Source organism: Marivivens niveibacter, assembly GCF_002150005.2.
In the GTDB taxonomy this organism is placed as follows: Bacteria; Pseudomonadota; Alphaproteobacteria; order Rhodobacterales; family Rhodobacteraceae; genus Marivivens; species Marivivens niveibacter.
In genome coordinates this window covers 158580-185262 of record NZ_MSPP01000004.1, presented here as the reverse complement: position 1 = coordinate 185262, position 26683 = coordinate 158580, and the positions used below count along the sequence as shown (strand labels likewise).

General features: G+C 56.4%; 24 protein-coding genes. 11 read left to right on the top strand and 13 right to left on the bottom strand.

All coding sequences use genetic code 11. The features are described 5' to 3' along the window. Positions 1–27 precede the first annotated feature (27 nt). From cobT to cobS, 3 genes are all read right to left on the bottom strand, one after another. Positions 28–1899, bottom strand: a complete 1872-nt coding sequence (gene cobT, locus BVC71_RS12515) for a cobaltochelatase subunit CobT (protein WP_086452017.1) — start codon at positions 1897–1899, stop codon at positions 28–30. A gap of 68 nt (positions 1900–1967) precedes the next feature. Next, complete coding sequence (locus tag BVC71_RS12510; protein ID WP_086452016.1) at positions 1968–2312, bottom strand: hypothetical protein; 345 nt, start codon at positions 2310–2312, stop codon at positions 1968–1970. Between the two features lie 188 nt (positions 2313–2500). Further along, positions 2501–3472, bottom strand: coding sequence for a cobaltochelatase subunit CobS (cobS, locus tag BVC71_RS12505; protein ID WP_086452015.1), 972 nt, complete (start codon positions 3470–3472; stop codon positions 2501–2503). Positions 3473–3647: 175 nt separating this feature from the next. On the opposite strand from cobS, the gene BVC71_RS12500 reads away from it, so the two are divergent. After that, on the top strand, positions 3648–4148 hold the full coding sequence (locus BVC71_RS12500) for a hypothetical protein (RefSeq protein WP_086452014.1): 501 nt from the start codon (positions 3648–3650) through the stop codon (positions 4146–4148). Here the strand turns inward: BVC71_RS12500 and BVC71_RS12495 are convergent, their stop codons facing one another. Then, complete coding sequence (locus BVC71_RS12495; protein ID WP_086452013.1) at positions 4149–4781, bottom strand: J domain-containing protein; 633 nt, start codon at positions 4779–4781, stop codon at positions 4149–4151. It lies immediately after the preceding gene. Positions 4782–4859: 78 nt separating this feature from the next. Between BVC71_RS12495 and BVC71_RS12490 the strand changes: the two genes are divergently transcribed. Further along, on the top strand, positions 4860–5114 hold the full coding sequence (locus BVC71_RS12490; protein WP_086452012.1) for a BolA family protein: 255 nt from the start codon (positions 4860–4862) through the stop codon (positions 5112–5114). Here the strand turns inward: BVC71_RS12490 and BVC71_RS12485 are convergent, their stop codons facing one another. Then, entirely contained in the window at positions 5115–5432 is a 318-nt protein-coding gene (locus BVC71_RS12485; RefSeq protein WP_086452011.1) for a DUF4177 domain-containing protein, read from the bottom strand. Positions 5433–5558: 126 nt separating this feature from the next. Beyond that, a complete protein-coding gene (locus BVC71_RS12480; RefSeq protein WP_086452068.1) occupies positions 5559–5987 on the bottom strand; it encodes a c-type cytochrome in 429 nt (142 codons plus the stop codon). Between the two features lie 171 nt (positions 5988–6158). Here BVC71_RS12480 and idi point away from each other — a divergent pair, with 171 nt between their 5' ends. From idi to BVC71_RS12465, 3 genes are all read left to right on the top strand, one after another. Continuing rightward, positions 6159–6668, top strand: a complete 510-nt coding sequence (gene idi, locus BVC71_RS12475; protein WP_086452067.1) for an isopentenyl-diphosphate delta-isomerase — start codon at positions 6159–6161, stop codon at positions 6666–6668. 96 nt (positions 6669–6764) lie between these two features. Then, positions 6765–7319: a sigma-70 family RNA polymerase sigma factor gene (locus BVC71_RS12470; RefSeq protein WP_086452010.1), complete on the top strand. Its 555-nt coding sequence runs from the start codon at positions 6765–6767 to the stop codon at positions 7317–7319. Then, positions 7316–7654, top strand: coding sequence for a hypothetical protein (locus tag BVC71_RS12465; protein ID WP_086452009.1), 339 nt, complete (start codon positions 7316–7318; stop codon positions 7652–7654). Before BVC71_RS12470 ends, BVC71_RS12465 begins: the two co-directional genes overlap by 4 nt. A gap of 467 nt (positions 7655–8121) precedes the next feature. Here the strand turns inward: BVC71_RS12465 and BVC71_RS12455 are convergent, their stop codons facing one another. Beyond that, a complete protein-coding gene (locus BVC71_RS12455) occupies positions 8122–8340 on the bottom strand; it encodes a hypothetical protein (RefSeq protein ID WP_086452007.1) in 219 nt (72 codons plus the stop codon). 160 nt (positions 8341–8500) lie between these two features. After that, the gene (gene gatB / locus BVC71_RS12450; protein ID WP_086452066.1) at positions 8501–10012 is read right to left on the bottom strand and encodes an Asp-tRNA(Asn)/Glu-tRNA(Gln) amidotransferase subunit GatB; all 1512 of its coding nucleotides are present in this window, start codon (positions 10010–10012) and stop codon (positions 8501–8503) included. A gap of 170 nt (positions 10013–10182) precedes the next feature. On the opposite strand from gatB, the gene BVC71_RS12445 reads away from it, so the two are divergent. Further along, positions 10183–10773 carry a transglycosylase SLT domain-containing protein gene (locus tag BVC71_RS12445; protein WP_420845605.1) on the top strand — a complete coding sequence of 197 codons (591 nt, stop codon included), beginning with the start codon at positions 10183–10185 and terminating at the stop codon, positions 10771–10773. Positions 10774–10804: 31 nt separating this feature from the next. On the opposite strand, the gene pepN is transcribed toward BVC71_RS12445, so the two are convergent. Next, positions 10805–13354 (bottom strand): aminopeptidase N, encoded by a 2550-nt coding sequence (gene pepN, locus BVC71_RS12440; protein ID WP_086452006.1) that lies wholly within the window; start codon positions 13352–13354, stop codon positions 10805–10807. 110 nt (positions 13355–13464) lie between these two features. Between pepN and BVC71_RS15470 the strand changes: the two genes are divergently transcribed. From BVC71_RS15470 to BVC71_RS12420, 5 genes are all read left to right on the top strand, one after another. Continuing rightward, positions 13465–13638: a hypothetical protein gene (locus tag BVC71_RS15470; protein WP_165767770.1), complete on the top strand. Its 174-nt coding sequence runs from the start codon at positions 13465–13467 to the stop codon at positions 13636–13638. Positions 13639–13643: 5 nt separating this feature from the next. Beyond that, positions 13644–15098, top strand: coding sequence for an FAD-binding domain-containing protein (locus BVC71_RS12435; protein ID WP_086452005.1), 1455 nt, complete (start codon positions 13644–13646; stop codon positions 15096–15098). Next, a complete protein-coding gene (locus tag BVC71_RS12430) occupies positions 15098–15238 on the top strand; it encodes a DUF2256 domain-containing protein (protein ID WP_086452004.1) in 141 nt (46 codons plus the stop codon). The genes BVC71_RS12435 and BVC71_RS12430 overlap by 1 nt, the downstream gene beginning before the upstream one ends. Positions 15239–15409: 171 nt before the next feature. Continuing rightward, positions 15410–16183 (top strand): gamma-glutamyl-gamma-aminobutyrate hydrolase family protein, encoded by a 774-nt coding sequence (locus BVC71_RS12425; protein ID WP_086452003.1) that lies wholly within the window; start codon positions 15410–15412, stop codon positions 16181–16183. A gap of 61 nt (positions 16184–16244) precedes the next feature. Next, positions 16245–16931, top strand: a complete 687-nt coding sequence (locus BVC71_RS12420; protein ID WP_086452002.1) for a D-lyxose/D-mannose family sugar isomerase — start codon at positions 16245–16247, stop codon at positions 16929–16931. A gap of 26 nt (positions 16932–16957) precedes the next feature. Here BVC71_RS12420 and BVC71_RS12415 read toward each other — a convergent pair whose 3' ends face one another. The 4 genes from BVC71_RS12415 to kynU form a co-directional block, all read right to left on the bottom strand. After that, positions 16958–22453, bottom strand: a complete 5496-nt coding sequence (locus tag BVC71_RS12415) for a Hint domain-containing protein (protein WP_133064533.1) — start codon at positions 22451–22453, stop codon at positions 16958–16960. A gap of 198 nt (positions 22454–22651) precedes the next feature. Beyond that, the gene (locus BVC71_RS12405; protein WP_086451999.1) at positions 22652–24877 is read right to left on the bottom strand and encodes a xanthine dehydrogenase family protein molybdopterin-binding subunit; all 2226 of its coding nucleotides are present in this window, start codon (positions 24875–24877) and stop codon (positions 22652–22654) included. Positions 24878–24880: 3 nt separating this feature from the next. Next, positions 24881–25345 (bottom strand): (2Fe-2S)-binding protein, encoded by a 465-nt coding sequence (locus BVC71_RS12400; protein WP_086451998.1) that lies wholly within the window; start codon positions 25343–25345, stop codon positions 24881–24883. Positions 25346–25417: 72 nt separating this feature from the next. Beyond that, positions 25418–26611, bottom strand: a complete 1194-nt coding sequence (kynU, locus tag BVC71_RS12395) for a kynureninase (protein ID WP_086451997.1) — start codon at positions 26609–26611, stop codon at positions 25418–25420. Positions 26612–26683: the final 72 nt, after the last annotated feature.

Below are 26683 nucleotides of genomic sequence, written 5' to 3'. Positions count from 1 at the left end.
GGTTACGCGTTCCTTTCTGAATAGGGATTAACCGGCGCGTTTCATGCCCATCACTCGGGCACGGGCGCGCGGGTCGCTGTCAAACAGGCTGGCCAATTGTTCGGTGATCGCACCAGCCAATTGGTCTGCGTCTGTGATGGTGACCGCGCGGTCGTAATAGCGGGTCACGTCGTGGCCGATGCCGATAGCGATCAGTTCGACCGCTTTGCGTTTTTCGACCATGTCGATCACATCGCGCAGGTGTTTTTCCAGATAGTTGGCTGGGTTCACCGATAGGGTGGAATCGTCAACGGGCGCGCCATCGGAAATCACCATCAGGATTTTGCGCTGTTCAGGACGCGCCATGATGCGGCGGTGCGCCCATTCCAAAGCCTCGCCATCGATATTTTCTTTTAGCAGGCCCTCTTTCATCATGAGGCCCAGATTATCGCGGGTGCGGCGCATTGGGGCGTCTGCAGATTTATAAATGATGTGGCGCAGGTCGTTCAGGCGACCTGGCTGCAAAGGCCGTCCGTTATTCAGCCATTGTTCACGCGATTGGCCGCCTTTCCACGCTTTGGTGGTGAAACCCAGCACCTCGACCTTGACCGCGCAGCGTTCGAGCGTGCGGGCCAGAACGTCGGCACAGATCGCGGCGATGGAAATCGGGCGACCTCGCATCGAACCCGAGTTATCCAGCAAAAGCGTCACAACGGTATCGCGGAATTCGGTGTCTTTTTCGATTTTGAACGACAGCGGAGTCGTCGGGTTCGCAACCACACGCGCCAATCGGCCCGCGTCCAAAATGCCTTCTTCGCGGTCGAATTCCCAACTGCGGCTTTGCTGCGCCTGTAGGCGGCGTTGCAGTTTGTTGGCAAGGCGCGAAACAGCACCCTTTAGCGGTTCTAGCTGCTGGTCCAGATAGGCGCGCAGGCGTTCCAATTCGGCGGGTTCGGCCAAATCTTCTGCGCCGACCTCTTCGTCGAATTCGGTATTGAACACCTGATAATCAGGGTCCGCATCCGACACAGGCGGAGGAGGGGGCGGATCCATCGGGGCTTCGCCCTCTGGCATCTCGGTCTCTTCGCTCAGCTCGTCTTCGGCCATGTCATCGGCGCTGACTTGGGCCTGTTGCTGGTCCTGTTGCTGTTCTTGTTGTTGTTCGGGGGATGCTTCGGATTCTTGATCCTCTTGTTCATCCTCGCCGGTGGAATCTGGGTTTTCTTCTTCTTCGGCGTCTTCTTCGGCACCGTCATCTTGATCGTCTTCTTGATCGGGATCATCGCCCAGCTGATCGCCATAACCCAGATCGTCGATGATTTGGCGAGCGAATTTTGCGAACTCCTTTTGGTCGTCCAGCGTTTCAGCCAGATTTTCCAAGGTGCCGCCAGCCTGATCTTCGATATAGCCGCGCCATAGCTCCATCACGTTGTCCGCGCCTTTGGGCAGCGGACGACCTGTGGCCAAATGACGGATCAGGTAACCCGCCGCGACGGCCAGCGGGGCCTCGCTCATGTTGGTGATCTGGTCATAGCCTTTGCGCGATGCCTCGACGTCGATTTTGGCGTCGATGTTGCTGGCCGTGCCTGGCATGTATTTTGCGCCGACGGCTTCGGTGCGGGCGATTTCCATGGCGTCGAAAATATCGCGCGCCAATTGGCCTTGCGGCGCATAGCGGGCCGCAACCGACGGGTCGTGGAATTTATGGCGCAGCGCCAGCGCATCGGCGGTGCCGCGGGCCAGCAGAACCTCGGCTTTGGTCATGCGGCGGCTGACCTGCGGTAGGCGCATGGAATCTTTGGTCAAACCCGGAGGATCAACGGTAAAGTTGACCGACAATTCGGCATCATCCGCCATGACCTTGGTCGCTTCGACCAATGCCTTTTTGAACGGGTCGGCGGGGTTGTCTGATTGCTTCATCTTCACGGTCCAACTTTGTCGTCGGGGGTAATCTAGACCGCGATATATCTAATGACCAGTGGGGGATGTCAGTTCAGCATCAGACCAAGGCAGGATTCCACCTCTTCTTGGGCACGTTTTAACGCCCATTCCGCTGCTTCGGCATCAAATGAAAAACTTGCTTGGGACAGCAGGCGGGCATGTGCGTGTTTCGCATTGATCCGCCAGTTCAAAACGTCCGACGCGGTTTCGTCGCTAAGCAGAGTGTAAATGAGCGCATTCATTTGGTCGCGCTGTGATTGTTCGATCTGCGGTTCCAAATCCTGTGCCAACCACTGATGTTCCCAATGGGCTGATAGCCGACCAGAGCAGGTCGCGAACAGACGCAAAGGGTCTTCGGACATCGCGGTTGCGGCTTGTGATGGGGTCGTCATTGTTAGCCACAAAAGGGTCACTAAGAGAGTTTTCAAAGTGGTCATGTTTTAAGCAAACATGACATTTTTATGTCAATCAACGTAAACGTGCTGTGGCTATCCGCCTGCACCCGTGGGGCGATCCAAACGGAAAACGGCCCACACCCGAAAGTGTAGGCCGTTCTGAGATTTTGTTCTGATCAAGTGTTTTAGATCGCGATGCTTGCCGCACTTTCAGGCAGTTCCTGATCGAAGCAGCGCTGGAAAAACTCTGCGACGGTCTGGCGTTCCAGTTCATCACATTTGTTCATAAAGGTGAGTCGGAACGCATAACCAACATCACGGAAGATTTCAGCGTTCTGCGCCCAAGCGATCACGGTACGCGGCGACATAACGGTCGACAGGTCGCCGTTCATGAATGCGGTACGGGTCAGATCGGCAACGGTGACCATCTGGCTGATGGTTTTGCGGCCTTCTTCGTTGTTGTAGTGCGGCGCCTTGGACAGGATGATCGCCGATTCTGCGTCATGCGACAGGTAGTTCAACGTGGCGACCAGCGACCAACGGTCCATCTGGGCTTGGTTGATTTGCTGGGTGCCGTGGTACAGGCCGGTGGTGTCGCCCAGACCAACGGTGTTCGCAGTGGCGAACAGGCGGAAGAATGGGTTCGGCGTGATGATTTCGTTCTGATCCAGCAGGGTCAGTTTACCATCGGTTTCCAGAACGCGCTGGATCACAAACATAACGTCTGCACGGCCAGCGTCGTATTCGTCAAACACGATCGCGGTCGGGTTGCGCAGCGCCCAAGGCAGGATGCCTTCGTGGAATTCAGTGACCTGTTTGCCGTCTTTCAGTTTGATCGCATCTTTGCCGATCAGGTCGATACGGGAAATGTGGCTGTCCAGGTTGACGCGCACGGTCGGCCAATTCAGGCGGGCAGCGACCTGTTCGATGTGAGTCGATTTACCTGTGCCGTGGTAGCCCTGAACCATCACGCGTCGGTTGTAGCCGAAACCAGCCAAAATGGCCAAAGTCGTGTCGCGGTCAAATTTATAGGTTGGATCGATGGCAGGAACGCGGTCGGTACGTTCGGCAAAGCCTTTGATCTTCATATTGCTGTCGATGCCAAAGACTTCGCGAACATCGATTTCTTCAGTCGGCTTTGCGTTTTGGTCGAGCATTTCAACCTTCCTTGCGTCTCAAATATCCTTGGCAGCAACATAGCTGTAAGTGCGCCAAGTAAAAGGGGGCATCGTCATGTTTTCCGTATCCTGCGCGAATGGTCGCAAAGGTGAAACAGTCCGTTTCTAAGATTTTGGTCGCAGTTGACCGACCAATCTGTCACTGAAAAGCGAAATGGACTGGAATTTGCGCCATAGGGTCGCCCCGACCATCTCAAACCTTCAGGGGTTTGTTCCGCTGACAACAGGTGACCGCAACCTTGTTGGCGCCTTTGTCACGTCCGTCGCGCTAAGCGCAATCATGGGTCTACAGGCAATTGATACCTTTGGTGCTGATCACGCATGGGTCCAATATCGCATCTGGATCGTCGCTGTATCGTTGTCGGGCGGATACATGGCGCTGCGTATATCCAGCGACCTGTTCGGTCATTGTGGCGTAAGGGGCGCGGGAAAGGCGATTTTAGGCGGTCTGTGGTTTACCGCACTGGTCGGCCTGATCGCGGGATCATTCATGCTACCGATATTCGGTACAATGTTTGGGCCATTTGCCATTGTAATGCTGATTATCGGGTCACCCTGGACGGCGTCGATGTGGATCGCGGGCCTATGGTCTGTGCATCTGATGATGCGGTGCTGGCGGACGGAACAAGATCGCCTGTTCGCCCGCCTGCAATAATTACTTGTCTTTGAAACTGCGGCTGACTTTGATCTGGTCCCATGCCCAGACAACTTCGCCCAGCTGTTCTTCTTGGCTACGGTCGCCGCCGTTCATGTCTGGGTGTAGAACTTTGATCAACGCTTTGTAAATCTTGCGAATTTCGGCCTTGGTCATGGTATCTTTGGCGTCCAGAACCTCTAGCGCACGACGTTCGGTCGCAGGCAGACGGCGGGTCGCACCACCGTTTTTGGCCGGATTGCGGGTCGCGTTGCCACCTAGAACCTGATGCGCGTCATCAATACCCAGACGGGCCCATGCTTTTTCTTCGACCGATTTCTTAAACGGCTTGGTGTCACGTTCCCAAACCTTGTCTTTGGTCATCTGGGCATTCAGCTCGGCTTCGGTTGTGCCGTCAAAGAAATTCCATTTCAGGTTATATTCGCGAATGTGTTCTTTGCAGAACCACAGGAATTCATCCAAAACATCGGGCGATTTGGGCGCGCGGTATTTTCCGGCCTCTTCGCAACCTTCGTGGTCACACTGACGGTTTGATGATTCCACAGCGCCGGACATTCCACGGCGACCACGAGGATTTTTCTTTTTTGCGGCTGACACAGACATGTCAAAGCCAAAGGGATCTGGTTTGGGCATTGTATCGCCTTATCTTTCCGACTCGGACGTGGCAGTTTAAATCGTAGAACGACAGATTGAAGGGGGTCGTAAAAAAATATGTCGCTTGCAGAGCAAATCAAATCTCGTCTTGAAACCGGTCTGAACCCCGAGTCGGTCGAAGTGATCGACGAAAGCGAACAGCACATCGGTCATGCAGGTTATCAGGACGGCGGAGAAAGCCATTGGCGCGTAATTATCAAAGCCTCGGCTTTGGATGATTTGACGCGTGTTGCCCGTCATCGCGCTATCCATTCCGCCATTGGCGCGGATATTATTGGTAAAATCCACGCCTTGGCCATCGACATTCGTTGACTATTCAGCAGCGACATCCGGATCGTTCGGGGCGGACGTTTGGGGTGTCGCTGTGATTGTGGGCTGACCGGACGATGCGGTCGCTTCTTTTTCGCGGCGAAACACCAAAACAGACCGTTGAACGATGGTTTTTTTGGCAAGGCCAGACCGTTCTTCGGCAGGCAGGGTGTCGGTGCGTTGGTATTCCCAACCTTCAAGACCCATTTCATTCATAATGTCTTGCAAAGTGTGGGCAAAACGATCGTGTGCGGTTTTCACGCCTTTAACTTTGATCCCCTTGGATGGTGCAGGGATCACACGGTATTCATAAACAGGCATCTGGGCCCCCCAAATTGTCGGCAAGCACTATAGCCCGATACCCAGGCAAGTCCAATAAGCCGCGGACCATACGCAACAAAAAAGGCGGCTGATCGCCGCCTTTTGGAAAAAATTTCTTAGAACCGATTATTCGGTGAAGGTTGCAATGAACGCTGCGATGTTTGCGGCGTCCTCAGGGTTGCGCACTTTGAACGACATGCGCGACCGTGCGCCGCCATCACCAGAGGCTTCGCGAACCCATGCGGTTGGGTCCATGATGTATTGCGCCAGCGATTCTTCGGTCCACGGGCCGGATGCTTCGCCTGCGGCGACCAGATCTGGGCCATAACGGAACCCGTCAACGGTTCCTGGGGTTTGACCGATCATGCCATACAGATTCGGGCCGGTTCTTGCCGCGCGACCTGCCAAAACGTTGCCATCTGCGTCTGCGATGACATGGCACGACACACATTGGCGACCGAATGCGGTTTCGCCTGCGGTTGCGTCTGCATGGCCTTCTGCCACTGCGGCAGTGCCTGATAGGGCAAGGATCGATGCCACTTTAAGGAATTTCATAAGGTTAGCTCCTTTTGCTGTGCCCGCTGTTTGTGCGGGTTTGGCTGCTGAGGGCGACATTAGTCCTATATTGCGAAAGGGAGAAGCCCCCCGCGCCAATCCGTCGCGTCAAACGTATACGGGGGCCAATGCCCTATGGATCATTACGCTGAAATTTGGCACATGGCCGCCATGGATAATTTAATACCTGCATGGATTGATGGTGTGTTGACGCCCGTGGACAAATTAGAAGTCCACCAGCGGGGATTGCGCCATCCGGCTGTCAGCGTGTTCATCACCAGCGACAAAGGCATATTGCTGCAACAGCGTGCGCTGTCAAAATACCATACGCCCGGGTTATGGGCGAACACCTGTTGTACGCATCCGCATTGGAACGAGCCGTCATTGGACTGCGCATATCGGCGGTTGGAACAGGAACTGGGCATCACTGGCGTAACGCTCGAGTTAAGAGAGCACGTCGAATACCGCGCGGATGTTGGGGGCGGATTAACCGAACACGAATGCGTTGATGTATTCGTGGGGCAGGGCGATCCGATTGTCACCCTAAATCCAGACGAGGTCGAAGCGACACAGTGGATGACCTTTGAACAGCTGGACCGCGCGATTACGGAAGCGCCTGAAAAATTTACACCGTGGCTGCGCATTTATCTTGCTGACCATAAGGACGCTATTTTTGGCTGATCGCTGTTTGACTGCTGCGCAACACCCGAACAGATTTGTTTTAAGGCGCTGGACCTAAGGTCAATCAACGCATAAAGAAACGTTCGGAGGACAAAGATGCCGAATGGACAGGACCAAGAGTCCGACAAGCTTTTGGGAGACGTAGCGGCAGGATCACGCGCCGCTTTCAAGCTGTTCTATGAACACCATTCGTCATTGGTTTTCGGCGTTTTGTTACGCATCACCCGCGACCGTTCCCTAGCCGAAGATTTGTTGCAGGAAGTGTTCGTCAAAGTTTGGCGGTATGCGCCATCTTTCGATGCGTCAAAAGCCAAGGCATCAACGTGGTTGATTTCGATCGCCCGAAATACAGCGATTGATAACATCCGCAAACAAAGCCGGCGCCCGCAAACCGACCTTATCGATGAACGAAATGGCGGTACGACCACATCGTCCGAAGATATTGCGCTGAATGCCGACCTTGGGCGGAATCTGGCCCATTGCTTATCACTTTTGGATGACAAACATAGTTGGGCTGTGCGCAAAGCGTATTTGGATGGTTATAGTTATCAAGAACTGTCCGACGCTTTGGGGACACCACTTAACACGGTACGGTCTTGGCTACGTCGGTCGCTAAAGCGGCTGCGGGATTGTATGGATACCAAAGAATGACAGATCAAACTGATGATATCGCGCTAGCCGCTGAATATTCTTTGGGCCTGTTAGATGGCAACGCACGCGATGCATTTGCGGCGCGGATTTCTAGTGACCCGACCCTAGCCGCAATGGTTGATGATTGGGACGCGCAATTTTCCGAACTGAATGGCGAATTTGAAACCGTGCAGGCGCCCAACGTTATGCCGCAAATCGAACAACAATTGTTCGGGCAAACCCGCAGGCCGCTGCTGGAACGGCTATTCGCGGGTGTTGCGCTATGGAAATTGGCGCTGCTTGGTGTGCTGGCTTTGGTATTGGTCAAAGCGATACTGCTTATCACGCTAAATTAAAAAACCTCGCGTCACTGCAACTAATCCACATAGCCCGCGTATCCATGGTTGTAACTTCGCTTACACCCAACTCCGTCCGCGGTGCCCCCACCCATCTTTTGCCGCGGACGGCTTTTCTTTACTGCGGGACTTTAGATTATGCACGATGACCTATCAGTAATTGCTGCTGAACATGTATTGCGGATGCATTCGCCTGCGAAACGGCGGCTCGTGGCTTTACGGTCTTTGTATGATTATCGTCTGAGGGTCGAAATACAGTCGTGGGAATGCAGACTGGCGCGCATGGATACCCAATTCACGGCATGCCCGCCGCCCTTGGCTGCATTTGACAAAATAGAAAAACGGTTGTTTGCAGAGCCGTGGTATCGAAAATTTGGACTGCCACTACTGACACCAGTCCAGTGGATCGGAATAATCATCACTGGACTGATTGCATTAAAGTTAGGTCTATTGTTTTTGGTCGGCGACTAAAGTGCGGCCGACAATCGGTTAAAGACTGCATTGACGCCGTATAGCGCGCCCAGTGTTCCAACAATTGTTGAAATTAACGTGGTGACCAACACGGTTTCCAGCCCAGCTAGGCCGTTTAAAACAGCGTAGAAACACAGCACTGTCAGTGGAATGTGGACGCCTACAAAGCAGATCCCCATCATCTTCAAGCGCATTGACCGCAACGAATGTTCCATGAACTTCTCCCCAAATTCTATCCGTCCTGAATCATGATACGCGCAACGAATGAAAATGGACGCAGGCCCTATACGAAAGAGATGAAAAGAATTTTATGTATTGTCTGGGTGCAAAAAAAGGCGGCCGATTAAGGCCGCCTTTTTCGTTGGTTGGTCCGTTTTACTGGGCCAGTTTTTTCATAACCAGTTCGTTGACCGCCTTTGGGTTTGCCTTACCGCCGGTGGCTTTCATCACCTGACCGACAAACCAGCCTGCCAGTTTCGGGTTGGCCTTGGCTTTTTCAACCTGATCCGGGTTGTTGGCGATCACTTCGTCAACGGCGGCTTCAATCGCGCCAGTGTCTGTGACCTGCTTCATGCCGCGCTCTTCGACGATGGCTTCTGGGTCGCCGCCTTCGGTGTAGACGATTTCGAACAGATCTTTAGCGATCTTGCCCGAAATGGCATCCGACTGGATTAGGCCGATGATTTTGCCCAGCTGTTCAGGCGAAACAGGGCTGTCGGTGATGTCTTTGTCGTCTTTTTTCAGACGGCCGAACAGTTCGTTGATCACCCAGTTTGCCGACAGTTTGCCATCGCGGCCTTCGGCGACTTTTTCGAAAAAGTCTGCGTTGGCAACGTCAGCGGTCAAAACCGAAGCGTCATAGTCTGATAAGCCCATGTCGTTGATGAAACGGGCTTTCTTGTCGTCTGGCAGTTCGGGCAGGGATGCGGCGATATCATCGACCCAAGCCTGTTCGATTTCCAAAGGCAGCAGGTCGGGATCAGGGAAATAACGATAGTCGTGCGCTTCTTCTTTGGAACGCATCGAGCGAGTTTCGTTTTTGTCCGCGTCGTACAGACGGGTTTCCTGAACAACCTCTTTGCCGTCTTCGATCAGAGCGATCTGGCGGCGTGCCTCGTAATCGATCGCGGCCTGAATGAAACGCATGGAGTTCATGTTCTTGATCTCGCAGCGGGTTCCCAGAACGCCGAAATCGCCGGTTTCCATGAATTTTTCATAGTCGCCCGGACGGCAGACAGACACGTTAACGTCTGCACGCAGGTTGCCGTTCTGCATGTTGCCGTCACAGGTGCCCAAATAACGCATGATCTGGCGCAGTTTGCCGACGTATGCTGCGGCCTCTTCTGGGCCGCGGATGTCTGGGCGCGACACGATTTCCATCAGCGCAACGCCGGTGCGGTTCAGGTCAACAAACGACATGTTCGGATCCATGTCGTGGATCGATTTGCCTGCGTCCTGTTCTAGGTGGATGCGTTCGATGCGGACACGGCGCGCGGTGCCGTTGCCCAGTTCAACTAGAACTTCGCCTTCGCCCACGATGGGGTGGTACAGCTGCGAAATCTGATAGCCCTGCGGAAGGTCAGGGTAGAAATAGTTTTTGCGGTCAAAGGCGGACCACAGGTTGATTTCGGCCTTTAGGCCCAGACCCGTGCGAACGGCCTGTTCAATACAGCCTTCGTTGATGACGGGCAGCATGCCGGGCATGCCTGCGTCCACGAATGCCACGTTGGAATTCGGTTCGGCGCCGAACTGGGTCGAGGCACCGGAAAACAGTTTTGCTTTGGTCGCGACTTGCGCGTGCACTTCGAGGCCAATCACCAGTTCCCAATCGCCAGTCGCGCCAGCAATCGTTTTGGGTTTTGGGGCGTCATAAGTGAGGTCGAGCATATTCAGATCCCTTTTCGGCAACGGCCCTGTGTTATGGTTTTTGGCGCGGCGCGGCAAGGGGCGGTAGGCGCAAGTTAGCCGAAAAGAGGGGGGTAAATCCAAAATGACTCGACAGGTTTGAGGGCTTTGGGCAATGCGATGGCAGTATTTAACAGTTTTGGTGTCGAAAGATGCGGTTATTTGGTCTGGTTCCTGTCTTGGCTTTGATGGGGTGTGCAGGGTTCGCAAACCCCACGATTGAAATAGAGCCGGAGCCGGCCGCGTTGCCGCTGATGCAATGGGACCACCGTCCCGAAGCCGAAGAATGGACAGAAACCACCCTGACAGCGATTTCCACGATGGGCAGCCCGCTGTTGGAATTAGTGCCCGAAGACATCGATGAATGGTGTCCCAATTATCCAGAGGCAACAGAGCCAGAGCGCGCGGCATTCTGGGCTGGGCTTTTGTCGTCGCTGGCAAAACACGAAAGCACTTGGAACCCTCGCGCATCGGGCGGCGGCGGCGCGTGGATCGGGTTGGTCCAGATCGACCCGCGCACGGCGCGCGGATACGGGTGCAACGCGCAAACGGTCGAGGAGTTGAAAGACGGTTCAGCCAACCTGTCCTGTGCCGTTCGTATCGCCGCAGTGACCGTTCCGCGTGATGGATATGTCGGTACCGGACGCAAAGGTTTGGCTGCCGATTGGGGCCCATTTGTCAGCGATAGAAAACGGCAGGACATGGTCGATTGGACCAGTAGCCAACCCTACTGCCAAGGATGAAAAAAAGGCGCCCGATTGGGCGCCTTTCGTTTTACGCTTTGGCCATGCGACCGACCATTTCGGCCATGTCGGGGCTGATGCCTTCGGTTGCCAAAATTCTGTCCAGCTGAGTTTTAATGATCAGCTTGCGGCCTTCGTCATAGCGGGTCCAAGTATCAAATGCGGACGACACGCGCGCCGCAGTCTGCGGGTTAGCCGCATCCAGTTTGATCAGCCAGTCGGTCAACAGGATATAGGCGCTGCCATCCGCGGCGTGGAAACCCGCGGTGTTGGAAATCAGCCCGCCGAACAGCGACCGGAACCGGTTCGGGTTTTTCCAATCGAAATCTGGGTGTTTGGTCAGCGTGTCCGCAATTTTCGCGGCGTCTTGCGGTTCGCAAAGCGCGGTTTGCAGGCTGAACCATTTGTCCATGACCAAACGGTCGTCTTTCCAACGGTCCGCGAAATCGGCCAGTTCGGTTTCCGCCGCGCCGATTTGGATCAGGGCGGACAGGGCAGCCAATTCTTGGGTCATGTTGTCGGCGGCGGCATATTGGGTGCGGGCGGTATCGCCGTTGTCCAACAGGCTGATCAGCGACAGCGCCGCGTTGGTCAGCGCCCGTTTGCCGCCCGTTTCGGCGTCTGGCACATAAGCGCCCGTGACCTGATGCGTTTTGTACAGCGAAGTCAGCGTATCGCCGCAGTGGCGCGCAATGGCCCCGCGTAGAGCGCGGCGGGCATCGTAGATCGCAGTCGGGTCAGGAGTGCCGCCTTTGGATGCGATCTCTTGGCTTAGGTCGTCGATCGTTGGCAACGCCAGCAGCAGGGCGCGGAACGCAGGATCGGTCGTTTCGTCGTTCAGCGCGCGGTCCAATGCCGCCAGATAGTTGGCATTTGGCGCGGCATCGTTTTCGATCATGTCCAGCAGAGTGTCACGCGCCAGCATGCGGCCCGATTCCCATTTGTTGAACGGGTCGGTGTCATTCGCCAGCAGGAATTCACGATCCGCATCCGATTGATCCTGATGTAGCACCACAGGCGCAGAGAAATCGCGCAGGATCGACGGGATCGGTTTGGATGCCAGCCCGTCAAAAGTGAACGTTTGTTCGACTTCGGTCAGTTCCAACACTTGGGTCGGCACGACTTCGTCCCCGTTGGGCGATAGCAGGCCAACCGCTACAGGGATCACCATGGGCTGTTTGTCGGTCTGGTTGGGGCTGGGTTTGTGCGATTGGCGCAGCGTCAGCGAATAGGTGCCGTTGTCATAGCTATCGGTCACATGCAGATGCGGCGTGCCCGCTTGTGAATACCACAGTTTGAACTGCGACAGATCGCGGCCCGTGACATCCTCAAACACTTTTAGCCAGTCTTCGATCGTGGCCGCATCGCCGTCGTGGCGGTCAAAATACAGGTTCAGCGCCTTTTTATACGCCGCATCGCCGACCAGGCGTTTCAACATGCCGATCACTTCAGCGCCTTTTTCATAGACGGTGACGGTGTAGAAATTGTTGATCTCGACAAAGCTTTCTGGACGGACCGGGTGTGCCAAAGGCCCTTGATCTTCGCGGAATTGACGGGCGCGCAGGGTGATCACGTCGTCGATGCGTTTCACCGCGTGGGATCGCATGTCGCCAGTGAACGTCTGGTCGCGGAAAACGGTCAGCCCTTCTTTGAGGCACAGCTGGAACCAATCGCGGCAGGTGATGCGGTTGCCGGTCCAGTTGTGGAAATATTCGTGGGCGATGATCGCCTCGATCCGTTCGAAATTCGCGTCGGTCGATGTTTCGGGCGATGCCAAAACGCAGGACGAATTGAAAATATTCAGACCCTTGTTTTCCATCGCGCCCATGTTGAAATCATCAACGGCGACGATGTTGAACACGTCCAGATCGTATTCGCGGCCATAGACCTCTTCGTCCCATTTCATGGATCGGATCAGGGCGCCCATGCCGAATTCGCATTTGTTGATGTCAGCGGGGCGGACCCAGATGTTCAATTCCACGTCCTTGCCCGACATTGTGGTGAACTGACCCGCGTGGTTGACCAATTCGCCCGCGACTAGCGCAAACAGATACGCAGGTTTTGGCCATGGGTCATGCCATTCGGCCCAGCCGTCGCCCGATGCCTGCGGGTTGCCGTTGGACAACAGCACAGGCATGTCCGATTCAATACGCACGGTGAAAGGGGCCATTACATCGGGACGGTCAGGGTAGTAGGTGATTTTGCGGAACCCTTCGGCCTCGCATTGGGTGCAGTACATGCCGCTGGACATATACAGGCCCTCTAGCGCGGTGTTGGTTGATGGGCTGATTTCAACCTCGGCCTGCCAAGTGAACGGGCCATCGGGCACGTCAACTTCGATACCGCCCGATACCTTGCGATAGCTTGCTGGTTCGCCATCAATCGCGGCACTGATCAGCGTCAGGTCTTCGCCATGTAGGAACATCACGCCGTCAGCGGTTTCTGTCGGCGCAAATTGAATGCGTGACACGACGCGCGTTGCCGTTGGGTGCAGCGCAAAGGTCAGGTGAACATCCTCAACGACGTAAGCGAAAGGTTTGTAATCCTTTAAATAAATCGTCTGCTTCGCGTCGTCTTTCATCGCCGTCTCCAAAGTCGTGAATTGAATTTCAGTGCAACTGTTCTAGCTAGGTATGTCGAAGAGCAATAGGCTTCAACGCTTTTGATCAAATTAAAAGAAAGGAAAGACATATGTCCGCTCCTGACACCAATATTGAAAAACAGGAACGTCAACACAAACCATCGCTGTGGGGTATTAAACTGGCCGCTGCCGTCGGTATTTTGATGCTGGTCGCCATTTTGGGCGGCGCATTTTCGAATGCCGAAGGCCCAGATGCCGAACCTGCGGCTGTAGCGACGTATTAACCCCAATGACCGCAATCGTTTGGTTTAAGCGCGACTTGCGATTGCACGACCATCCGGCGCTGGCTTTTGCTGGCGCCGATGCTGTTTGTACGTATATTTTCGAACCCGAATATTGGACGCAGCCCGACACATCAGGGCGGCAATTTCGGTTTTTGGTCCAGTCCGTGATTGAATTGCGCGACGACCTGCGCGCGCGCGGCGGCGATCTGGTGATCCGCGTCGGCGATGCGGTCGACCAACTGGCGCAGCTGGTCCGCGAAACATGCGCAACGCGGATCGTTGCGCATGAAGAAACCGGAAACGCGTGGACCTATGCCCGCGATCTTCGCGTGATCGACTGGGCCCGCGCGAACGGGGTGCAGTTCGACGAATACACCCAATGCGGCGTCAAACGGCGGCTGGGCGGACGGGGACGCTGGCAATCGCAGCGGGATTGGTTCGTCGCGCAGCCCTTGATTTCTGAACCTGCCATCAGCGCGGTCAATCTGCGTTCCGATCCCATCCCAAATGGCCCATTCGATGCCTGCATCCCCCAATCTGGCGGGCGTCAGGCGGGGCTGGATCTGCTGGACAGTTTCCTGACCCGCCGCGGTCGTACCTATCAACGCGCCATGAGCAGCCCTTTGGACGGTGAATGGGCCTGTTCGCGGCTATCGCCCCACATCGCGCTGGGCACACTGTCGATCGGCGAAGTTGTGCAAACTACGGCCCGTCATCAGGCGGGGGCAGGGGCAGGGTGGGCGAATAGCTATCGTTCATTCCAGTCGCGGCTCGCGTGGCGCGACCATTTCGTCCAAAAACTAGAGGACGAACCAGAGATCGAAACCCGTTGCATGAACCCCGCGTTCGAAGGCCTGCGCGACCCCAATCCAGAACGGTTACAGGCGTGGGCCGCAGGCGAAACGGGGCTGCCCTTTGTCGATGCCTGTATGCGGTCGCTGTACGCCACGGGGTGGCTCAATTTCCGTATGCGATCCATGGTGATGAGCATCGCTTCCTATCACCTATGGATGGACTGGCGCGCGCCAGCGTTGCATTTGGCGCGTATGTTCACGGATTATGAACCGGGGATCCATTGGTCGCAGGTGCAGATGCAGTCGGGCACGACGGGTATCAATACGCCCCGTATCTATAACCCGATTAAACAGGGCAAAGATCAGGATCCAACGGGCGCCTTTACCCGCCGCTGGGTGCCAGAGTTGCGTGATGTGCCTGATGCCTATCTGCAAGAACCGTGGCTTTGGGCGGACGCAGGCCGTATACTGGGCCGGACCTATCCTCATGCGATCGTTGATCCCGTGCTCGCCGCCCGCGAGGCGCGCGATCGCATCTGGTCGGTCAGGCGCAGCGCTGACGCGCGCCACCACTCTGCCGCTGTAATCCGAAAACACGCCAGCAGAAAAATGCGCAGCCCGCGCCGCAAACCCACCGATAAAAACCAGCTGAGTTTCGACCTCTAATGCCCAAAGCCGTCAAAAAATCCGACCTGCCGCAAAAGACCTGCGCAACCTGTGGGCGACCATTCACGTGGCGTAAAAAATGGGCAAAGGTCTGGGACAAGGTCAAATATTGCTCTGACCGCTGTCGATCAAAGCGTTAGGGCATATTTTTCGAATTGCTGCGCGCGCGATGATTTCAGATGGACGGTAAAGCGAAGGTCACAGCGTCACTGCCCGCTCAAGTGCAAAAACGCAGAGGCGGTTGTTCTTTCACGGGCTCTTTTCAATTCCTAGGCTGCGCCATATCGTTGACACGAAAGGCAAGGTGACCCATGACGCGACCCGTAATCGGTATTATCGGCAACCCAGCGATATTGAATGAAAACTATCCGACCCACGCGGGCGGAACGATGAATTCATGTGCGGTCGCGAATGTATCGGGCGGGATCCCCATGATCATTCCAGCCGACCCCGACTATGTCCGTGTGCAAGACCTGCTGGACGTCTGCGATGGCTTTTTGCTGACGGGCGGTCGCCCGAACGTCCACCCCACAGAATACGGCGAAGAGCCAACCCCAGCCCACGGCGAATTCGACCAATGCCGCGATGCTGTGACTTTGCCACTGATCCGCGCCTGTGTTGAACGTGGTCAGCCCGTTTTCGGTATTTGCCGCGGGTTCCAAGAGGTGAACGTCGCAATGGGCGGCACCTTGTATCCTGAAATCCGTGATCTGCCCGGCCGCGATAACCACCGCATGCCCCCCGACGGCACGATCGAGGAAAAATTTGCCCTGCGCCACATCGTGACCGTGTCCGATGGCGGCCCGTTTCACAAACTGTTCGGCACGACCCAAGTCATGACGAACACGCTGCACGGCCAAGGGATCAAGGATGCGGGCAAGCGTATAGTGATTGACGGCTACGCCCCCGATGGCACGCCCGAGGCGATCTATGTCAAAGACGCCCCCGGTTTCACCATGTCGGTCCAATGGCACCCAGAATGGAACGCAGACAACGATCCTGTGTCGCGTCCGCTGTTCACCGCATTCGGCGATGCGGCACGTGCATGGAAAGATGCCAAAGAAGGCCGCCGTTCGGTCGCTTGATCCTATGGTCAAAATCAGTCTGTTAGCGTAATCATTCCCTAAAAGGTGGGAGGAGACACGCATGAAACGGTCACGGATCAACGACATTATGGCGCATGCGGACGATATGATCCGCAAGTTCGGGTTCACGTTGCCGCCCTTTGCCTATTGGACGCCCAGCGAATTTCAGCAAAACGCTGACCGCGCGCGGCATGTGATCGATGCCCGCTGCGGGTGGGATATCACCGATTACGGCGACGGCGATTTCGACCGTATGGGCCTGTTCTTGTTCACCCTACGTAACGGTTTGCTGTCTGATCTGCAGCGGGGCGGGGGCATGTGTTACGCTGAAAAACTGCTGATTTCCCGTCAGGATCAGCTGTCGCCAATGCACACCCACGTCATTAAGGCCGAAGATATCATTAACCGCGGTGGCGCGATGTTGGTGATCGAATTGTTTGGGTCCGACGACGAGGGCAATTTTGCCGATGATCGCGGAGGGACTGTCTACTGCGATGGTATCCGTGTGGATTATGCGCCTGGTCAGAAACTGGTTTTGGCCCCGGGCGAAAGCGTCACTCTGCGGCCAGGTGATTGGCATGCGTTCTGGGGCGAAGGCGGCGATGTTCTGATCGGCGAAGTGTCGACCGTGAACGACGATGAAACAGACAATATTTTCCGCGAACCCATCGGCCGATTTGCGGACATAGACGAAGACGTCGACCCAACCCATTTGTTGGTCAGCGATTACGCAAAGTGGCTGAAATAAAGAAGGCGGGGATTTCCCCGCCTTTTTTATGCGTTCAGCAGCAATGCTTCGTGTTTTTTCAGACAGCGGCGCGCGGTGTCGCCATAGCTGCCTGGCATCGAACGCAGATCTGGGAAAATCTGGAACAGTTCGTCGCGGGCCTCGTCCGTGATCGCCGACAGACCGATATCACCCGGGTGGAAGCTTTCGGATGCAGCACCTTCGGCAAATACGATTTCGTGCTGGTCGAACAGCATGTGCACGTATGTGACCGTGCCGCCTTCTTCGCGGGTGACCAGTTTGTCGTCGATCAGGTGTTTGGCTGAAATCAGAACTTCGCTATCACCGAACAGCAGTTCAGAACGATACCCTTGGAACAACATGCGGTGCTGCGGGGATACCAACAGATCGCGTTCCTGACCTGTTACCACACCCGGACGGATGCGGATCGGTGCAAAGCGGTCAACTGCAGGCACGGTACGCTGTTGGATCCAGCGGATTGGTTGAAGGCCGTGGTCACGGGTGACGACCAGATCGCCGACTTTCAGCGTTTCAATTGGACGTGCGCCTTGCGGGGTGACGATACGCGTGCCTGGGGTAAAGCAGATGATGTTTTCGATTTCCGAAAAGTTCAGGATCGTGCCGTCGTCCAGCGTGATCGAACCCGAATAGCTGCCTGTGCCGTCGTCTGTCGCGTTCAGGGTGGACCAATCGCCCAGCGTACCCAGTTGCAGGGTGTCGCCGCCGGTTTCCGAACCTGTGCCGCCATCGATGGTGATCGTGCCGTTCGAGGTTTCGGCGTAGTCAGCTAGGATGAATGTATCATCGCCTGCGCCGCCCGAAACATCGTCGCCTTCAGCAAAGGTGACGGTGTCATTGCCATCGCCAGCGTTTAGGGTGTCTGCACCCGCGCCGCCAACAATAACGTCGTCACCTGCGCCTGCGTCGATGGATTGATCGCCTGCGTCGCCAGTGATTGTGTCGTTACCGCTGCCAGTGCGAACCTGTTCGATTTCGCTGAAGGTGGTGGTGTTGGTGCCGTCGGTTAGGGTGCCAGCCTCTGCGCCGGTAAAGGTCACAGTGGTATCGGCAGTCATCGCCGATCCGTCCAGCAGATCGCCGTTTGTTTCGCCAGCTTCGCCACCGATTACGGTGTCATTGCCTGCGCTAACCGCAATCGTGTCGTCGCCGTCTTCGCCGTAGATGGTGTCGTTACCGTCGCCGCCGTCGATACGGTCTGCACCAGTACCGCCGTATACTTCGTCGTCGCCATAGCCAGCGATGATCAAATCGTCGCCTGCGCCTGCTTCGATCAGGTCGTCATTGCCTGTGTCGCCTGGCAGATGTGCGTCATTGTCGTCGACCATGTCGCCATCTGGGTCGGCAATGTAGGCGCCGTCGATGATGTCATTGCCAGCGGTGCCCGAAACGGTGCCGTCCGACAGCGGGATGCCAATCGCGTTCAGCGCCAAAGGGTTCGACAGAGTCGACGCGCTAATGCCATGCAGGAAGATGGATTCGCCGTTCGGGAATTCCAGACGTGCGCCGTCGCCCGTATCAACAACGGTGACGTCGTTGGTGTTGACCAAATTGCCTTCGGCGTCGTGCAGGTCGGTGACGTCCAGAACGTCAACGCCAGTCCAAGTGCCATCGCCGTTGTCGATAGGCGATTGGAACCCGTAAACGGTATCCGCGCCATCGCCGTCGCCGAACACAACCGTGTCTGCGTCGCTGTCTGGGGTACCGGTGTAGAACGTGCCCAGTTCGTACAAGTCGTCGCCAGCGCCCGCGTCGATCGTGTCGGAACCTGCGCCAGTGGCAAAGGTGTCATTGCCGGACGAACCGATGATGCTGTCGTCGCCAGAGCCTGTGACGACGGCTTCGATTTCGCTGAATGTGGCGGTGTTGGTGCTGTCGGTCAGCGTACCGGTTTCAGGTGCCGACAGGTTAACGGTCAGGTTTTCGGTCAGGGTCGATGCGTTCAGAACATCGCCATAGCCCGATTCAGAGGTTTCCCCGCCAACGATTGTGTCGTTGCCAAAGCCGCTGTCCAGATTGAACGTGTCATTGCCCGCGTCGCCGTACAGCGTGTCGTCGCCCGCGCCGCCGTTCAGCTGATCCGCGCCGTCTCCACCATAAACGGTGTCGTTGCCGATGCCGGACAGAACAACGTCGTCGCCTGCGCCTGCTTCGACGATATCGTCGTTGTCTGCGTTGCCGATGATGACGTTGTCGGTGCCGTCGATTATATCGCCGTCAGGATCACCAATATAGGTGCCGTCGATAACGTCATTGCCCGCGGTGCCCGAAACAGTGCCATCAGGCAGAGGGATGCCGATAGCCGCCAGAGCATGTGGATCCGATAGTAGAACAGGATCAACGCCTGACAGGAAAATGGATTCGCCGTTCGGGAATACCAGTCGTGCGCCCGAACCTGTGTCTTCGACTACGACGTCATGCGTGTTGACAGGGTTGCCCTGCGCGTCGGTCAGGCCCGATACATCCAGAGCATCAATGCCAGTGTAAGTGCCGTCGCCGTTCGCGGTAGGGGCGTCAAAGCCATAGACAGTGTCGGCGCCGTCGCCGTCGGCAAATACGATCGTATCTGCGGCGCCATCTGCCGCACCTGTGCCGGTGGTGCCGATTTCATAAACGTCGTCACCCGCGCCCGCATCGATCGTGTCTGCGCCAGCGCCCGTAGAAAAGAAATCATTCGCGTCCGAACCAATGATGGTGTCGTCGCCCGAACCGGTGGAGACGGCTTCGATTTCGCTAAAGGTTGCAGTGCTGGTACCGTCGGAAATGGTGCCAGCTTCGGCACCTGTGTAGGTGACGGTAACGCCTTCGGTCAGGCCAGCTGCATTTAGGACGTCGCCATAACCGGTTTCGCCAGTTTCGCCGCCAACAATGGTGTCATTGCCGAAACCGGATTCCAGATTGAACGTATCCGAACCGTCGCCGCCGTACATGACGTCGTCGCCAGTGCCGCCGTAGATTTGGTCGATGCCAGCGCCCGCGTCGATGGTGTCGTTGCCAACGCCCGAAATGATGGTGTCGTCGCCAGCGCCTGCTTCGACGATGTCGTCGTTGGCCTGGTTGCCGACGATGACGTTGTCGGCGTCATCGATCATGTCGCCGTCAGGATCGCCAGTGTAGGTGCTGTCGATGACATCGTTGCCCGCAGTACCAGAAACCGTGCCGTCGGATGCCGGAACACCAACAGCGATCAGCGCCAGTGGGTCGGTCATAACCGTTGGGCTAACACCGTCCAAAGTCACCGATGTGCCATCTGGGAAGGTCAGAACAGCATTACCTGCGCCGTCATCGGATACGACAACGTCGTGTACGTTGACAGGGTTGCCGGATGCATCGGTCAGACCCGAAACGTCCAGCTGGTCAATCGCGGTATAGCTGCCGTCTGGGTTCAGGGTCGGTTCGGCGAATTCGTAGACAACGTCGTTGCCGTCACCGTCCGACATGACAACGGTATCAACGTCTGTATCCGCGCCCAGAGCGATGGCATCGTTGCCTGTGCCGCCCTCAACCGTATCCGCGCCGTCGTACAGCCAGATATAGTCGTCGCCTTGGGTACCAATGACGCTGTCGTCGCCAGAGAATGTATAGATATATTGCGTCGTCGTCGCGGCGCTTGCGTCCACAACATCGTCGGCGTTTGTCATGCCGACGGCTTCGATTTCGTAGAAATTACCGGTCGATGTGCCCGTGCCGAAATCAAAGGTACCGGTTTCGTCGCCGGTAAAGGTAACAGTCGCACCTTGGCCAGATGCGTCGTTGCCTAGGTACAGCGCGTCCCAGTCGCCTTCACTTTCGCCACCAACAACGTTGGTGTTGTCATCGTCACCATCGACGTTGAACCAATCGGTGCCTTCGCCGCCGTACAGGTTATCGGTGCCGCTGCCGCCCCACATGGTATCGTCGCCGATTTCGCCGAACAAGTTGTCGTTGCCCGCGCCGCCTTCGATCAGGTCGTTGCCGGATGTACCATAGGCCACGTCGTTGCCGTCGCCTGCGTAGATGGTCGAACCTGTCAGGAAAGCCGTGCCGCCAATGTCGTCGATAACATCGTTACCATCGCCGCCATAAACGACGTCTGCGCCTTCACCATATTCGATGTAGTCGTCGCCAGCGCCACCATACATGGTGTCCGCGCCTTCGCCGCCGTACATGGAATCATTGCCGTCGCCACCCGTGATGGTGTCGTCGCCTGTGCCGCCGTATAGAAAATCGTTGCCGCCAGCGCCGTCGATGTTGTCGTTGCCCGCACCGCCGTCGATCGTGTCAGAACTGCCCGTATCAACAACAGTCGTAAACGAAATGTCGGTGATGTAGATAACGTTTTGCGCAACCTGACCCGATGTCTGGTTGAATTCGATTTCGATGCTGTGAACTTCGCCGCTGATCTGAACCAGGATCGAACCTTCGGCATCAACCTGAGAGTTGCTGCCGTCAGCTGCGGTGATGGTTGCATTGGTGCCATCGGTAACGTTGTCGGCACCTGCGGCAGTCAGGTCAACATCGACCAAGTTGCCGTTGATATCATATGCACGAACAATGACGTTATCGCGCCACGAACCAGCGTCGATATCGTTGATACGGAACGAAACGTCGGTAACGGTGTCGGACAGGCCGGTACCTTCGTTCGCGTTAAATTCAATGGTCGACGTGGATACGTTGGCGTTGCCGTTACCGACGATGCCAACCGACGAATAGGTTTGCGATGTGCCGTTGTAGTTTTCCGTGGTGGTCGCAACCGTCTGGGACAACGCGCCGTCGTTCTGCTGCGTGAACGAAACGGTCATCGTGCCCGTGTCTTGGGTCAGGCCGTTGGTCAGGTCAGTGCCGGATGCAATCGATCCGTTGCCAGTCCAGCTAAACGTTTCGTTTGTTGTGGTGACACCGCTGTTGTCGTTGTCGCCAACGATGGTGTCAGCGCCGTCGCCGCCTAAGATGGAGTCGCTGCCGCCGCCGCCTTGGATCGTGTCGTTGCCAGCACCGCCATCAATGGTGTCGTTGCCGTTGCCACCATCGATGCTGTCTGCGCCTGCGCCGCCTTCGATATAGTCAGCGCCGCTACCGCCATAGATGACGTCATCGCCGTCACGCGCATAAACGGTATCGTCGCCTGCGCCGGCATAGATCGTATCGTTGCCTGTGCCCGTGGTCGCGGTCGTGGTGTTGGTATCGAAAATCAGGTCATCATTGTCTGACCCGTTGATCGACGTGTCGTCGTTCGTCGTGCCCATCACCACGCTGAATTCAGGGTGATTGGCGACATTATAGTTGTACGCACCGCTGCGGATCGTGACACCAGAGTCTGGTACGAAATATACCTGACCATCAGTGCCCAGTTGATAGGTGCCCTGTACCGTTTCCGTCCGCGACCCACGGCTGGTGTTGTAGGTGTACTGTAGGCTACCAGCGCCCAGAGTGCGATCTGTGGTGAAATTAGCAGAACTGGAATTGACGCCGTCATCTGTGTCCAGAGACGTGTTTCCCAAATTTACCAAATAACCTGTTGGCATCTCGCTCTCACTCTTTCAGCTGTGCGCGATTCGGTTCGCGCTACTATCCGTTAGAGTGATGTATGCCTATCCGGTTGGGCGTTACTTGGTGCCTGAAGTGGCGAATTTAAGGCAGCGCCCGCCTGAATGTGGCGACAATAAGTCGGTAATCCTAAAACATTGCAGGCGGGCGTAAATAAACTGTTTCCAAAACAGGGATTAAATCAAAAGCGAATAATCTAATCCCAGCGGCAATCGGCGGGCGCGTTGGCCCGTCAAATCAAACAGTGCATTCGCCAATGCTGGCGCGGCAGGAGGCGTCCCCGGTTCGCCAACGCCACTAATGCCGTCGGCATTTTCTAGAATCGCGACTTCAATTTCGGGGGCGTTGTGCATGCGCAATCCGTCGTAGTCTGGGAAATTCCACTGATCGACTTCGCCGTCTGTGAATGTGATCTGGCCATTGGTCGCTGCGGAGAGCCCGAAAATGCAGCCGCCCATCATCTGTGCGTGAATGATACTGGGATCTAGCGCCGTACCAGGATCGCAAGCGATCCACGCCTTGTCGATTTTGATGCCAGCATCGGTATCGCGCACTTCGATGACTTGCGCGACGGGCGTGCCAAAGCTGTAGGTGAACCCAATGCCGCGACCGATGCCGGCGGGTGTTTGTCCGGTCCAGCCGGACATGTCGCGCACTTTTTCAATGACGGATGCGCTGGGCGCATGTTCACGGCGAGCCAGCTCTAACCTAACTTCTAGCGGGTCACGACCTGCCGCGTGGGCGAGTTCGTCAATGAAACCATCAAAGAAAAATCCGCCATAGGACGCGCCAACAGACCGCCAAAACCCGACAGGCACATCTAGATCGGCCAGATACCCGCGAGTCCGATAGTTCGGGATGCCATAGGGTTGATCGGCGACGCCTGCCGTCAGTTCGGCATCAGGACCGCCCATTTCGCGGCCCAGCCAACGCGCCATTGCCTGATGCGAAGGCGAAGGCGCTGCAACCTGTGCATCCAGCGCTGTGATCTGACCGTCCTGAACTTTGCCTGACATGCGGGCGATCGCGGCAGGGCGATAGAAATCGTGGCGCATGTCTTCTTCGCGGCTCCATGTCACGAGGACAGGGGTGTCGGGCATCTCGCGCGCGACGCGGGCGGCCAGTACGGCAAAGTCAACTTCGCCGCGGCGGCCAAACGCGCCGCCCATCAGCATCGTGTGAACAGTGACCTGTTCGGGGTCCAACCCAACGGCGTCAGCGCACCAGTTGCGGATCAGCATCGGGCCTTGGTTTGGGGACCAAACCTCTAACGCGTCGCCAGTGAATTTAGCGGCGGTTGTCATCGGCTCCATGGTGGCGTGGGCCAAAAACGGGACTGAATATTCCGCGCTGATCGTATCACCCGAAGCGGTTTCTACATCGCCATCGTTACGGCCCGTGCTGTTGGGGGAGGTATCGAATGCCTCGGCTATTTTGGCCATCTGCGCGTCGGTGTCCGCAGGGTAGGGCGCATCGTCCCATTCGACGCGCACGGCATCAGCGGCCTGAAATGCCAGCCAAGTGTTCGTCGCAACCACGGCAAAGCCGTCACCCAGATCAATGATCTTTTCCACGCCATCCATCAAAATCGCGTCCGAGGGATCAAAGCTGCGCATGCTGCTGCGTTTCGGGGACATTTTGACGGTGGCGAATTTCATCCCCGGCGCGCGGAAATCAATTCCAAAGGTCGCCGTACCAGTGGATTTGCCGACCATATCGGTGCGCGGTTGTGATTTACCCAGCGTTTTCCATTCCGACGGATCGCGCAGCGTGACGTTGCGCGGTTTCAATTTTGTCGCCGCTGGCGCAAGGTCGGCATAGGGTAGGCGCGTGCCATCAGGCGCGATGACCGCGCCGTTTTCCGTGGCCAGCTCTGCGGATTTAACGCCCAACTGTTCCGCTGCTGCGTCTTTCAGCATCTCGCGGGCGGCTGCGCCTGCTTCGCGCATTTTGACGAAACCATCGCGGGTAGAGGTCGATCCGCCGGTGACCTGTAGGTCTAGGAATTTCGCGGCATTGCCTAGGAAATGGGCCGTATCATCGTGCCATGGTTTGCGTTTGTAGTCCGTCACCGGGAATGCGGCGCCCAATAGGGCCTGGTTGAAATATGCCTTGGCGGCGGGGCCGTGGATGACTTTGATATCAGCCAAGGCGACGTCCAGTTCTTCGGCCACCAGCGCAGGCAAGGTCGTATGAACGCCTTGGCCCATTTCGGCACGCGGCGCGATCAAGGTGATGCCATCCGCGTTAATGACCACAAACGGGTTTAGTGCCCCGTCATCTGGGTTCAGCGGATTTGGCGGCGTTTGGGTAAGTTTATAAAACCCGAATGCCGCGCCACCAGCGACGGCGACGGCACCAAACAGAAACGTGCGGCGGGCGATTTTACCAATGCTTGCCATATTTTACGCCTCCTGAATGCGCGCTGCGGCGTCTTTGATTGCGGCGCGAATGCGCGGATAGGTGCCACAGCGGCACAGGTTGCCCAGCATGGCATCGTCAATATCCTGATCCGTTGGGGTTGGGATTTGCGCCAACAGGCTGGCGGCCTGCATGATTTGGCCCGACTGGCAGTATCCGCACTGCGCGACCTGATGATCGATCCATGCCGCCTGAATATGCGCAAGGTTGTCAGGCGTTCCGACGCCTTCGATAGTGGTGATATCACCCCAAACGTCGGCAACAGCGATTTGGCAGGACCGAACGGCCTCTCCGTCGATGTGAACAGTACAAGCGCCGCAAGATGCGACGCCGCAGCCAAATTTTGTGCCTGTCATGTTCAGTTCATCGCGCAACACCCACAATAGTGGAACGTTGTCGGGTGAGTTGACGGTTTGGGTTTTGCCATTGATCGTCAGTGCGCGTGCCATCGGTGCCTCCGTTGCCTAGGTCTGTGGCAAAGATGGTGCGCCGACCGCGTTACGTCAATCTGGCGGCCTGTTTCACGTAACGGCAGCCCTGTTTTGATACTTTGGATCATCCCAAGCGTGGGCATTCATGACATCTGCAATGATATCGATGGCTGCGGCGATATCCGTGTCGTTGATATACAGCGGAGTGATCCCGAACCGCATGATATTCGGCGCACGGAAATCACCGATAACGCCGCGATCAATCAGAGCCTGAATAGCGGCATAGCCATGTTGAAAGGCAAATGACACTTGGCTACCGCGCTGATGCGGGTCGGATGGGCTATATAGCGTTAGATCGGGGCAACGGGCCAGAACGCCGTCGATAAACTGCTGCGACAATTCAATAGACCGCGCGCGTAGATCGTTCATATCGACGTCGTCCCAAACGTCTAATGCGGCATCCAATGCCGCCAGCGCCAACACGGGCGGCGTGCCACAGCGCATTCGGTCAATCCCGCTACCAGCCCTGTAATCAAGGTCAAAGGCAAAGGGCGATTCATGGCCCATCCATCCCGACAGGGCAGGGCGGCAGTTTTCGGCTAAATCGGGGCGTACATATATAAAGGCGGGCGCGCCGGGGCCGCCGTTCAGAAATTTGTACGTGCAGCCCACCGCGAAATCGGCAGGAATGGCTGTGACATCAACAGGTACGGCACCCGCCGAATGAGCCAGATCCCAAATGACCAAGGCGCCTTTTTGGTGGGCGCGCTCTACAATTGCAGCCATGTCGTGGCGGCGGCCTGAACGGTAATCCACCTCGGTCACCATAACGACGGCAACATCGGTGTCGATACGGTCCAAGACGTCCGTCGGGTTGGGCGTTTCCAAACGGTGGTCTTGGTTCAGGGTGTCGATGATCCCTTGAGCCATGTACAGATCGGACGGGAAATTTCCGCTGTCCGATAAGATCACGCGGCGGTCTGGGCGCAGGGCAAGGGCCGATGCCAGCGCCTGATGCACTTTGATCGATAGGGTGTCACCCATAACAACCGAACCCGCTGGCGCACCGATCAATTTGCCTACGCGGTCGCCTACCTTGCGCGGTTCTATAAACCAGCCTGCTTTGTTCCAGCCTGTGATTAACATCTGCCCCCATTCGTTTTGCAAACGATGGGCCATTCGGTCGGTCGCGGCGCGTGGTAGGGGGCCCAATGAATTGCCATCCAGATAGATGACGCCTTTGGGCAGATCGAACATGTCGCGGGTGCGTGAGAAATCAGTCATACCGAATGGAAATATCGCCCGCGTCAAAAAGACAACCCATCAGGTATCGGAAAATACGTGACACCCGCGTCA

Coding starts and splice junctions, on each gene's coding strand:
- cobT (WP_086452017.1), bottom strand. CDS start 1,899: ATGAAGCAATCAGACAACCCCGCCGACCCGTTCAAAAAGGCATTGGTC.
- BVC71_RS12510 (WP_086452016.1), bottom strand. CDS start 2,312: ATGACGACCCCATCACAAGCCGCAACCGCGATGTCCGAAGACCCTTTG.
- cobS (WP_086452015.1), bottom strand. CDS start 3,472: ATGCTCGACCAAAACGCAAAGCCGACTGAAGAAATCGATGTTCGCGAA.
- BVC71_RS12500 (WP_086452014.1), top strand. CDS start 3,648: ATGGACTGGAATTTGCGCCATAGGGTCGCCCCGACCATCTCAAACCTT.
- BVC71_RS12495 (WP_086452013.1), bottom strand. CDS start 4,781: ATGCCCAAACCAGATCCCTTTGGCTTTGACATGTCTGTGTCAGCCGCA.
- BVC71_RS12490 (WP_086452012.1), top strand. CDS start 4,860: ATGTCGCTTGCAGAGCAAATCAAATCTCGTCTTGAAACCGGTCTGAAC.
- BVC71_RS12485 (WP_086452011.1), bottom strand. CDS start 5,432: ATGCCTGTTTATGAATACCGTGTGATCCCTGCACCATCCAAGGGGATC.
- BVC71_RS12480 (WP_086452068.1), bottom strand. CDS start 5,987: ATGAAATTCCTTAAAGTGGCATCGATCCTTGCCCTATCAGGCACTGCC.
- idi (WP_086452067.1), top strand. CDS start 6,159: ATGGATAATTTAATACCTGCATGGATTGATGGTGTGTTGACGCCCGTG.
- BVC71_RS12470 (WP_086452010.1), top strand. CDS start 6,765: ATGCCGAATGGACAGGACCAAGAGTCCGACAAGCTTTTGGGAGACGTA.
- BVC71_RS12465 (WP_086452009.1), top strand. CDS start 7,316: ATGACAGATCAAACTGATGATATCGCGCTAGCCGCTGAATATTCTTTG.
- BVC71_RS12455 (WP_086452007.1), bottom strand. CDS start 8,340: ATGGAACATTCGTTGCGGTCAATGCGCTTGAAGATGATGGGGATCTGC.
- gatB (WP_086452066.1), bottom strand. CDS start 10,012: ATGCTCGACCTCACTTATGACGCCCCAAAACCCAAAACGATTGCTGGC.
- BVC71_RS12445 (WP_420845605.1), top strand. CDS start 10,183: ATGCGGTTATTTGGTCTGGTTCCTGTCTTGGCTTTGATGGGGTGTGCA.
- pepN (WP_086452006.1), bottom strand. CDS start 13,354: ATGAAAGACGACGCGAAGCAGACGATTTATTTAAAGGATTACAAACCT.
- BVC71_RS15470 (WP_165767770.1), top strand. CDS start 13,465: ATGTCCGCTCCTGACACCAATATTGAAAAACAGGAACGTCAACACAAA.
- BVC71_RS12435 (WP_086452005.1), top strand. CDS start 13,644: ATGACCGCAATCGTTTGGTTTAAGCGCGACTTGCGATTGCACGACCAT.
- BVC71_RS12430 (WP_086452004.1), top strand. CDS start 15,098: ATGCCCAAAGCCGTCAAAAAATCCGACCTGCCGCAAAAGACCTGCGCA.
- BVC71_RS12425 (WP_086452003.1), top strand. CDS start 15,410: ATGACGCGACCCGTAATCGGTATTATCGGCAACCCAGCGATATTGAAT.
- BVC71_RS12420 (WP_086452002.1), top strand. CDS start 16,245: ATGAAACGGTCACGGATCAACGACATTATGGCGCATGCGGACGATATG.
- BVC71_RS12415 (WP_133064533.1), bottom strand. CDS start 22,453: ATGCCAACAGGTTATTTGGTAAATTTGGGAAACACGTCTCTGGACACA.
- BVC71_RS12405 (WP_086451999.1), bottom strand. CDS start 24,877: ATGGCAAGCATTGGTAAAATCGCCCGCCGCACGTTTCTGTTTGGTGCC.
- BVC71_RS12400 (WP_086451998.1), bottom strand. CDS start 25,345: ATGGCACGCGCACTGACGATCAATGGCAAAACCCAAACCGTCAACTCA.
- kynU (WP_086451997.1), bottom strand. CDS start 26,611: ATGACTGATTTCTCACGCACCCGCGACATGTTCGATCTGCCCAAAGGC.